We start from the raw sequence: 9,704 nt of genomic DNA, 5'->3' as shown, positions 1-9,704 counted from the left end.
GCGCACACCCCACCCCCGTCCATCGCACTTTCCCGGGAAAGTGCGTTCCCGAACCGCACTTTCCCGGGAAAGTGCGAGGGCGTGAGACGTTGGTGCGGCGGCGTTTCCGGTCCCGGACCGGCCCGTCGGCTACCCGGCCACCGGTTCTCCCGCGACCACACCGGCTCGACCGCCGTGCCAGGGCTCGGAGCGAAGACTGGGCCGTCACCGCGACTGACCCTCGCACTTTCCCGGGAAAGTGCGGCCCGGCACTTTCCCGGGAAAGCGCAGTTGGGGGTAGTTGGCGGCGTTGTCGATCTTGCTTGGTGGTACTTGCAGGCGCACCATCCCTGGGCTTATGGGCGGCGGCGGGCTCGCAGGACTGTGTCGCGGATGGTTGTCTCCCGGCCTTCTGGGTCCGTTGTGGAGCGTGGCCGCGCGGCCGTCGTTACGATCTCCCATTCCTTGCCGTCCAGGGATTCCGCGAGTTCCTCGGCCGTGAAGAACAGGTCCGGCTCGGATGGCCGATGCATGGACGTGTGCATGTCGGACGGATGGTGGGCGACGACGAGCAGGGTGCCGCCGGGTGCGACCGCCGCCGCCAGGCGCGCGTACACGGGTTCGCGCAGCTCGGGCGGGAAGTGGATGAACTGGGCGTTGACCAGGTCGTAGCTGTCCTCGGGCTGCCAGTTCGTCAGATCCGCCTGCCGCCAGGTGATGCGATCGGCGATCTCCGCCTCCGCATGGGCCGCGCCCCGTTCGAGGGCGATGGTGGAGACGTCCATCGCGGTCACGCGCCAGCCCTGCCGGGCGAGCCAGTGGGCATCGGCACCCTCTCCGCAGCCCGCGTCGAGCGCGGTGCCGGGTTCGAGGCCGGCGATCTCGCGGACCAGTTGCGGGTTCGGGTTGCCGCTCCAGATCCGCGTCGCCGAGCCGTAGCGCTCGTCCCAGTAGGGCGCGGTGAACCGTTCGTCGATGTTGTGCTCGCTCATATCGCCCAACTCTGCACTCACCTGAAAGAATGTGACAAATATTGTTGCTGTTTTGGCAAACGTCGTAGAACGGTCGCCGTCGCTGGGCGAAGTTCGTACGCTGACGGGATGAGCAGGCAGCGCGACGTCAGTGGCGGCGGCCGGGCCGTCGAGGTAGGAGCCGATCGGCTGGCCCGCTGGTTCGACCGGTTCGCCGAACGCAACGACGGTGTTCGCGCCACCACACTGACCCCCACCGAGGTTGTCGTCCACGGTGGCGACGGAACCACGGCGACGGTCGGCGTGCCGTTCGCGCCCCTGGACGTGGACGGGGAACAGCGGAGGGAAGGTCTCGACGTCGCCGCGCTGGTCGAGCACATTTCCCGGCCCCGTCGCGTCGGCCTGCTGCTCGTCCGCCTCGGCGGGCACAGCCTTGGTGTCGCCGAAGGCGGCAGTGTCGTGCTCTCCCGTACCGACCGGCGCCTGGTGCACGGCCGCAGTGCCGCGGGTGGCTGGTCACAGCACCGGTTCGCCCGGCGACGGGAGGGGCAGGCTCGTCAGGCGCTGCGGGCCGCGGCCGAGGACGTGCGGGAGGTACTGGTGCCGCGCTTGGGTGAACTGGACGCCGTCGTACTCGGCGGCGATCGCCGGGCGTTGGACGAGTTGCGTGAGGACCGCAGGCTCGCTCCTGTGTTCGCCAAGGCGCAGCCATGGGTGCTGGACGTCGGCGAACCGCGGCGGACTGTCCTAGACGACGCCGCCGAGCGGGTCCGGGCGGTCGAGATCATCGTCCGAGATCCCGCCTGAGCTGCCGATCTTCTCCCAACGACGGTGAGGGTCGACACCGGAAGGCAAATCGCTGGACGCGAACCCGTACACTCGATGTGTGGTCGTTCTGCTGGAGTAGCACCCCGTGGTGAGTGCGTCGCGCCCGTTGTCCGGGCTCGCTGACGCAGCGGCTGCCCACGTCCACATTCCGTTCCATGGAGTTTTCCTGTGATCACCGGTTCGAACCTGGAGCTGCGTGCCGGCTCGCGTATTCTGCTTGCCGACACGACCCTGCGCATCCAGCAGGGCGACCGAATCGGCCTCGTCGGCCGTAACGGCGCCGGTAAGACCACCACACTCAAGGTGCTCGCCGGGGAGGGTGAGCCCTACACCGGCGAGGTGCGCCACGGCTCCGACCTGGGCTATCTGCCCCAGGACCCCCGCGAGGGCGACCTTTCCGTTTCGGCGAAGGACCGCGTGCTGTCCGCCCGCGGCCTCGACGTGCTCGTGCGCGATATGGAAAAGGCGCAGACCGCCATGTCGGAGCTGGTCGACGACGCGGCGAGGGACAAGGCGATCAACCGCTACGGCAGGCTGGAGGAGCGCTTCTCCTCCCTCGGCGGCTACGCGGCGGAGAGTGAGGCCGCGCGGATCTGCGCGAACCTCGGTCTCGCGGACCGGGTGCTGGCGCAGCCGATGGGCACCCTCTCCGGCGGCCAGCGCAGGCGGGTGGAGCTGGCCCGGATCCTGTTCGCGGCCTCCGAGGCCGGTGCCGGCGGGAAATCGGACACCATTCTGCTGCTCGACGAGCCGACGAACCACCTCGACGCCGATTCGATCACCTGGTTGCGTGGCTTCCTGAAGGCCCACGAGGGCGGTCTCGTGGTCATCAGCCACGACGTGGAACTGCTCGGCGAGGTGGTCAACAAGGTGTGGTTCCTCGACGCCACCCGCGGCGAATTGGACCACTACAACATGTCCTGGCAGCGCTACCTGGACGCGCGGGCCACCGACGAGAAGCGGCGCAGGCGCGAGCGCGCCAACGCCGAGAAGAAGGCGTCCGCACTGCACCAGCAGGCCGCCAAGCTGGGGGCCAAGGCCACCAAGGCGGTCGCGGCCAAGAACATGGCCCGCCGGGCCGATCAGATGCTCGCCGATCTGGACGACACCCGCCAGGCCGACCGGGTCGCGAAGATCAAGTTCCCGGCACCGGCACCCTGCGGGAAGACGCCGCTGACGGCAGAGGGACTGTCCAAGAGCTACGGTTCGCTGGAGATCTTCACCGGCGTCGACCTGGCGATCGACCGAGGCTCGAAGGTCGTGGTGCTCGGACTCAACGGTGCGGGCAAGACGACACTCCTGCGGCTGCTCGGTGGCATGGAACCCGCCGACACCGGCGGCATCGTTCCAGGGCACGGCCTCCGCCTCGGTTACTACGCCCAGGAGCACGAGACTCTCGACCACGACGCGACGGTCTGGGACAACATCCGCCACCTCTCGCCGGACACCGGAGCACAGGAGCTGCGCAACCTGCTCGGCTCCTTCCTGTTCACCGGGGAGCAGCTTTCGCAGCCGGCCGGCACGCTTTCCGGTGGCGAGAAAACCAGGCTGGCGCTCGCCAGCCTGGTGTCCAGTGCCGCCAACGTGCTGCTGCTCGACGAGCCGACGAACAACCTGGACCCGGCGAGCCGTGAGCAGGTGCTCGACGCACTGCATTCGTTCGACGGCGCCGTTGTGCTGGTGACGCACGATCCGGGCGCAGTCGAGGCGCTCGAGCCGGAACGGGTGATCCTGCTGCCCGACGGCACCGAGGATCACTGGTCTGCCGAGTACCTCGACCTCGTTCAGCTGGCCTGACCAGCCCGGGCATGCCTCGCTCCACGCCTAGTTGATCTCGTTAGTTGATGCTGGGCAAACACTGGAATGGCCCAATATCGGCGTCCATTCGAGAGTTTTTTGCCGCTCGTCTGGCATTCCGGCGCACAGTGTTCGATCATTGCGGCGACAGGGGCCGAATGTGGCCCAGGACACTTTCGGGGCGGAAGGCGGATAGACGTGGCTGACCTCAAGAAGGGCGCGCGGATAACCGGGAACACGCGCGACAAGCTGGCCGCTGACCTCAAGAAGAAGTACGAGAAGGGTGCCAGCATCCGGGCTCTCGCGGAGTCGACCGGTCGTTCCTACGGTTTCGTCCACCGCGTGCTCTCGGAATCGGGCGTGCAGCTGCGTGGCCGTGGCGGCGCCACGCGGGTCAAGAAGAAGTAGTAGTACTCGCGCGCTCGCTGCGGGCGGATTCCGCGGCACGGAAACACACCATTGCTCCCAGTAATACAAACGGATACACCAGGTAGCCGAATCTGGTGGCCGGCGTCAGCAGTGTGAACGCGCCGAGACCGACGGCGATGCGCAACAGCGCGTCCGATCCGGTGGTCGGTGGCCGGGCGATCAGCCAGGCCGCGATCGCCAGTCCCGCCGCGCCCAGCAGGATGAACGCGACGACTTTGCCTGCGGCTCCGGTGCTGGCGATCAGGTAGCCCGGAAGCGGGCTGGCGGCCGGTGACGTCACCGCACCGAGTCCCGCGGGGAACCGGAGCACGTGCTCGACGAAGGCCTTGGGGTCGACCAGTAGTGCGCCTATGTTGAGCAGCACCGTGCCACCGAGCAGGACCAGTCCGAAGCCGCCTGCCGCCCGCCTGCCCGCCCTGGCCAGCAGTAGGACCACGAGCACCGGCGCGGCCAGCAGTGCGATGAGCTTGGCGCTGCCCACCAGGGCGAGTACGGCCCCGGCGGCCAGCGGCCGGTCTGTCGCGGCGAGGGCGCAGGCCAGGACGAGCAGGCCGAGGATCGCCAGGTCCGGTGCGGCTGTGGCGAAGGTGAGGGCCGTGACCGGGCAGACGACCGCGAGCTGAGCGGCACGCAGGGGCACCGCGGGCCTGCCCAGCAGGCGCAGGGTCATCCAGACGCAACCGGCCGCGACCAGGATGAATATCAGCCGGGCGTCGGTGAGCGCATCGGTCACCGGGGTGCCACCGAACAGGGCCTTCGGCAGCCCGAACACGGGCATCACCGGCCCGTACGGCGTGTAGTCGTTCACCTCGGGTGCCCGGCCGAGGGCGAACACGTCCACGTATGGCGTCCCGTCGCGCAAAAGCAGTTCGGCCGAGCGCTCGATCACCCACACCTCGGGCTGCGCGCTCCAACTCCAGGGCGTGTCGAGCCAGTCCCGGCCGGTGAGTCTGCGAACGACGAGAAGCCCGAGTGGCAGGACCATTCCGATGGCACCGACGAGCGCCACACCAACCCAGCGGGAGGCCCAGCGACCCGCTTTGCGCAGCGCCTCCGGGGCGGCGAACAGCAGCCAGAGGCTGTGCAACAGGGCCAGGCCGTATCCGGCGGCGGCGAAGTTGCCCCACATCCGGTAGCCGTAGAACTCGTTGGTCAGCGCGACGCCAGCCGCGTATAACAGGGAGATCCCGTAGAAGAACAGGTCTAGCGGCAGCGGCCGATCGTGCCAGGCGTGCCGCAGACTCTCCACCAGCCGTCGCGCGACACGCTGAGTCACGGTGTCCGCCCCCTCCGCCGGATCCGGGTTCGAGTCGTCACGGTGACCTGCCCGCGGGTTCCGCACGGGCCCTGACCACCGCGAATCTCAGGAAACGCAGACTAGAGCATGCCCGAGTACCGGCGCGGGCCGGGCAGTCGAACGGCGCCGCGTCGACGAGACCGGGAAGGAACTCGTCGGCCTGGGCGTTGTGCAGGTCATCTGCGTACGTTAGTTCAAGTTATATCGAGATATTTTGAAAGGCGGGACGCGGTGGACAACAGCTGGTCGCTGATGCGGGGCGCGATGCGTGCGCCCGAGACACCGCGAGGCCTGCGCAGTGGAACCGTGCGGCGGGTTGCGTCCTTCGCCAGACCACACTGGCGCAGACTCTGGATCTTCCTCGCACTCACGGTTGTCTCGGCGGTTCTGGCGGTGAGCACCCCGCTGCTCGCCGGCCGGGTCGTCGACGCGATCGTGAACTCCTCGGCGGTTTCGGTCGTCGTCTGGCTTGCTGTCGCCATCGCGGGGCTGGCCATCGCCGACGCGGGTCTCGGTCTCGCCGAACGCTGGCAGTCCACCCGGATCGGTGAGGGACTGATCCTGGATCTGCGGCGGGCGGTGTTCGAGCATGTGCAGCGGATGCCCATCGCCTTCTTCACCCGCACCCGGACCGGCGCGCTGGTCAGCCGGCTCAACAACGACGTCATCGGTGCCCAGCGCACGTTCACCGCGACCCTGTCCGGCCTGGTGACCAATGTGATCCAGCTGGTGCTGTCGCTCGCGGTGATGCTGACGCTGTCCTGGCGGATCACCCTGCTCGCACTGGTGCTGCTGCCCGTGTTCGTCGTCCCGGCTCGGCGCGTCGGCAGGCGGATGGCCGCACTGCAGCGGGAGTCTGCGCAGCTCAACGCCTCCATGACCACTCAGATGACCGAACGGTTCTCCGCGCCCGGCGCGACGCTGGTGAAGCTGTTCGGCAGGCCGGACGAGGAGTCTTCCGAATTCGGTGCCCGAGCGGCCAGGGTCCGCGACATCGGGGTGCGGACCGCGATGCTGACCCGATGGTTCATGACCAGCCTGACGCTGGTGTCGGCACTGGCCACCGCGCTGGTCTACGGACTCGGTGGTGTGCTCGCCCTGCGCGGCGAGCTCGAGGCGGGCACGGTCGTCGCGCTCGCCCTGTTGCTGACCAGGCTGTACACCCCGCTCACGGCGCTGGCCAATGTCAGGGTCGACGTGATGACCGCGCTGGTGTCGTTCGAGCGGATATTCGAGGTCCTCGACCTGGACCCGATGATCACCGAGCGGACCGACGCGCGCATGGTGCCATCGGGCGGCGTCTCCGTGGAGTTCGACGACGTGCGGTTCGCCTACCCCGCCGCGGACCGGTACTCCCTCGCATCGCTGGAGGACGTGGCCACAGTGGACAACCGGGGCGGGGAAGAGGTGCTGCACGGCGTGAGTTTCCGTGCCGAACCCGGCCAGATGGTGGCTCTCGTGGGGTCTTCGGGCGCGGGCAAGTCGACGATCGCCGCCCTGCCGTCGCGGCTGTACGACGTGGACAGTGGCGCGGTCCGGCTGTCCGGTGTGGATGTCCGGGATCTCGGGTTCGCCTCGATCCGGCAGACCGTCGGCGTGGTGACCCAGGACGGGCACCTGTTCCACGACACCATCAGGGCCAATCTGGCCTACGCGCGGCCGGACGCGGGCGACGAGGAGATCTGGCTGGCCCTGGACAAGGCGCGCCTCGCGGAGCTGGTGCGATCGCTGCCGGACCGGCTGGACACCGTGATCGGTGAACGTGGTTACCGGCTTTCCGGCGGTGAACGGCAGCGGCTCACGATCGCCAGGTTGTTGCTGGCCCAGCCCCGCGTCGTGATCCTCGACGAGGCCACCGCCCATCTGGACTCCGAGTCCGAGGTGGCGGTCAGCGAGGCCCTCAACGACGCCCTGGACGGGCGGACCGCACTGGTGATCGCCCATCGTCTCTCCACGGTCCGCGCCGCGGACCTCATCCTCGTCGTCGAGGACGGGGTGATCGCCGAACGGGGCACGCACGAGGAACTCCTGGCGGCAGGCGGGCGATACGCCGAACTGCATCACACCCAGTTCGCCCAGCAGAACTCCGCCGCTTGAGTTTCGTGGTGCGGCCCACACCGGGCATGCCGATCGATCCTCCGCACCGAATCACTGGGACTGTCCGGTGCCGCCGGACGGTGGAAGGTTCGAGGGAGGTTGGATGACGGGCGTGGACGAACCGAGCCTGTCGATGTGGCGCTCACCGGAACCCGCGAAGGGTGTCGCACTCGTACTGCACGGCGGGGCCGAACACGGCGCGGCGGTTGTGCGGCCGTGGCGGCTGGCCTATCTCAGGATGGTGCCGATGGCGCGTGACCTCGCGGCGGCGGGCCGGGCGGAGGGCCTGCACGTCGCCCTGTTGCGCAACCGGGTACGCGGGTGGAACGCGCCCGCGCTGGACGCCGTCCGCGATGCCAGGTGGGCGCTGGACCGGCTGACCGAGGAGTACCCGGGCCTGCCGATCGTGCTCGTGGGTCACTCCATGGGCGGCCGGGTGGCCCTGCGGATCGCCGACGATCCCGCCGTACGCGGTGTCTGTGCGCTCGCGCCGTGGACGCCGAGGGCCGAGCCCGTACAGGCGGTATCGGGCAAGGCGGTGCTGATCGCGCACGGCACCAGGGACCGGATCACCGATCCCGCCGCCTCACACAGTTTCGGCGAGCGAGCGCTGCCCGGAGCGAGCAGGCTGGCGCGGTTCGAGGTGGCCGAGGACGGGCACGCGATGCTGCGCCGGTCCATGGTGTGGCGCCGGCTGGTGCGCGCGTTCGTCCTGGAGACCCTCGGCCTCGCCGCGACCGACGACCTGTTGCGCGAAGCCTGGAGCAAACCGCACGGGGAGCGGCTCCGAATTCCGGTGTAGCAGAAACACTGATGCACCGGCCGGGGCTCACCGGCGGGAGGGAATGCCTTGACCAGCTCGAGCATCGACCAGACACCCAGGTCCGCGGACGAGCCGCACCTGGTCCGCCATGAGTGGCGGGAACTGCACACTCCGCCACATTCACCGTGGCGCGCGCGAATCGCCGAGTCCCTTTTCCGGCGCGCGGTTCGCCCGCTGAACGTGCGAGTCAGCCTGCCCGACGGGACGGTTCTCGGTGCGGGCGGGCCGGGAACGCCGCAGATGCGCCTGCACCGGCCTGCCGCCTTCTTCCACCGGCTCGGGGTGGACGCCAAGATCGGATTCGGCGAGGCGTACATGGCGGGGGACTGGACCGTCGACACCTCCGACGCGCTCGCCGATGTGCTGACCCCGTTCGCCGAGCGGATGGCCACGCTCATCCCGCCCGCACTGCAGCGGTTCCGTCGGTTCGTCGATCGCGGGCATCCGGTGGAGGAGGAGAACACCGTCGAGGGGTCCAGGTCGAACATCCACCGGCACTACGACCTGTCCAACGAGCTGTTCTCGATTTTCCTCGACGAGACGATGACCTACTCCTCGGCGCTGTTCGCCCCCGGCGACGATCTCGCGGCCGCGCAGCGGAGGAAGATCGACGGGGTACTGGACTACGCCGAAGTCGGTCAGGGCGCCAGGGTGCTGGAGATCGGCACCGGCTGGGGTGAGCTGGCGATCCGCGCGGCACAGCGCGGGGCGACGGTGACCTCGCTGACCATCTCCGAGGAACAGCGGGCACTGGCGACGAAGCGGATCGCGGAAGCTGGGCTGGCCGACCGCGTCGAGGTGCAGCTGCGCGACTACCGGCACGCGGAGGGCCAGTACGACGCCGTGGTGAGCGTGGAGATGATCGAGGCCGTCGGCAGCCGGTACTGGCCAACGTTCTTCGAGACCGTGGGCAGCAGGTTGCGCCCGGGCGGCCGGGTCGGCCTGCAGGCGATCACGATGGACCACGACCGGATGATGGCCGCTTCGTCGTCCTACACCTGGATACACAAGTACGTCTTTCCCGGCGGCCTCATCCCGTCCACCCGCTCGGTGGAGGAGGGGATGGCCGCGCACGCCGGACTGCGTCCGCAGGCGATGCGGGAGTTCGGCCTCGACTACGCCCGCACGCTGCGGGAGTGGCGCAGGCAGTTCCTGCACCGCTGGGAGGACGCCGCCGAACTCGGCTTCGACGAGGTGTTCCGGCGGATGTGGGAGTTCTACCTGGCCTACTCCGAGGCGGGCTTCCGCTCCGGCTACCTCAAAGTCCACCAGTTCTCCTTCGCCTGAGCGGTCCCGACCCGGCGCGATGCCCAGGCCCTGCCCTCCCGCACCTGGGTAGGTGCGTCTGCAAGTACGCCCAAGCAAGAGGTGGTTTCAACTGGTGGTTGCAACGCTTTTGTTGGTGTGGGGGGCAGAGTAGTTGGTGGAGGGCTTCGGCGGGGGTGTCCCAGCCGAGGGTTTCGCGGGGTCGGCCGTTGAGTTG

Annotated in this window: 8 protein-coding genes; 6 read left to right on the top strand and 2 right to left on the bottom strand. The window is 68.8% G+C overall.

Going from position 1 to position 9,704, the window contains the following annotated elements:
- Positions 1-335: 335 nt before the first annotated feature.
- Positions 336-992 (bottom strand): class I SAM-dependent methyltransferase, encoded by a 657-nt coding sequence (locus D0C15_RS33215; RefSeq protein ID WP_245976508.1) that lies wholly within the window; start codon positions 990-992, stop codon positions 336-338.
- An 87-nt stretch (positions 993-1,079) separates the two neighbouring features.
- Here D0C15_RS33215 and D0C15_RS33210 point away from each other — a divergent pair, with 87 nt between their 5' ends.
- The 3 genes from D0C15_RS33210 (at position 1,080) to D0C15_RS33200 (ending at position 3,983) form a co-directional block, all read left to right on the top strand.
- Positions 1,080-1,757, top strand: coding sequence for an acVLRF1 family peptidyl-tRNA hydrolase (locus D0C15_RS33210; RefSeq protein WP_116052005.1), 678 nt, complete (start codon positions 1,080-1,082; stop codon positions 1,755-1,757).
- 189 nt (positions 1,758-1,946) lie between these two features.
- A complete protein-coding gene (locus D0C15_RS33205) occupies positions 1,947-3,575 on the top strand; it encodes an ABC-F family ATP-binding cassette domain-containing protein (protein ID WP_116052004.1) in 1,629 nt (542 codons plus the stop codon).
- 198 nt (positions 3,576-3,773) lie between these two features.
- Entirely contained in the window at positions 3,774-3,983 is a 210-nt protein-coding gene (locus D0C15_RS33200; protein ID WP_005437638.1) for a helix-turn-helix domain-containing protein, read from the top strand.
- On the opposite strand, the gene D0C15_RS33195 is transcribed toward D0C15_RS33200, so the two are convergent.
- On the bottom strand, positions 3,970-5,280 hold the full coding sequence (locus D0C15_RS33195) for a glycosyltransferase 87 family protein (protein ID WP_425455458.1): 1,311 nt from the start codon (positions 5,278-5,280) through the stop codon (positions 3,970-3,972). The genes D0C15_RS33200 and D0C15_RS33195 overlap by 14 nt on opposite strands.
- 252 nt (positions 5,281-5,532) lie before the next feature.
- On the opposite strand from D0C15_RS33195, the gene D0C15_RS33190 reads away from it, so the two are divergent.
- The 3 genes from D0C15_RS33190 (at position 5,533) to D0C15_RS33180 (ending at position 9,508) form a co-directional block, all read left to right on the top strand.
- On the top strand, positions 5,533-7,398 hold the full coding sequence (locus D0C15_RS33190) for an ABC transporter ATP-binding protein (RefSeq protein ID WP_116052003.1): 1,866 nt from the start codon (positions 5,533-5,535) through the stop codon (positions 7,396-7,398).
- Between the two features lie 103 nt (positions 7,399-7,501).
- Positions 7,502-8,200 carry an alpha/beta hydrolase gene (locus D0C15_RS33185; RefSeq protein WP_116052002.1) on the top strand — a complete coding sequence of 233 codons (699 nt, stop codon included), beginning with the start codon at positions 7,502-7,504 and terminating at the stop codon, positions 8,198-8,200.
- 48 nt (positions 8,201-8,248) lie between these two features.
- A complete protein-coding gene (locus tag D0C15_RS33180; RefSeq protein ID WP_116052001.1) occupies positions 8,249-9,508 on the top strand; it encodes a class I SAM-dependent methyltransferase in 1,260 nt (419 codons plus the stop codon).
- Positions 9,509-9,704 lie beyond the last annotated feature (196 nt).

Source organism: Amycolatopsis palatopharyngis (assembly GCF_003385185.1).
In the GTDB taxonomy this organism is placed as follows: domain Bacteria; phylum Actinomycetota; class Actinomycetes; order Mycobacteriales; family Pseudonocardiaceae; genus Amycolatopsis; species Amycolatopsis palatopharyngis.
The sequence above is the reverse complement of the archived record's forward strand: the minus strand, read 5'-3'. Positions and strand labels throughout refer to the sequence as shown.

Bases quoted from the DNA above. Each gene is read 5' to 3' on its own strand.
- D0C15_RS33185 (WP_116052002.1), top strand. From the start codon at position 7,502: ATGACGGGCGTGGACGAACCGAGCCTGTCGATGTGGCGCTCACCGGAA.
- D0C15_RS33210 (WP_116052005.1), top strand. From the start codon at position 1,080: ATGAGCAGGCAGCGCGACGTCAGTGGCGGCGGCCGGGCCGTCGAGGTA.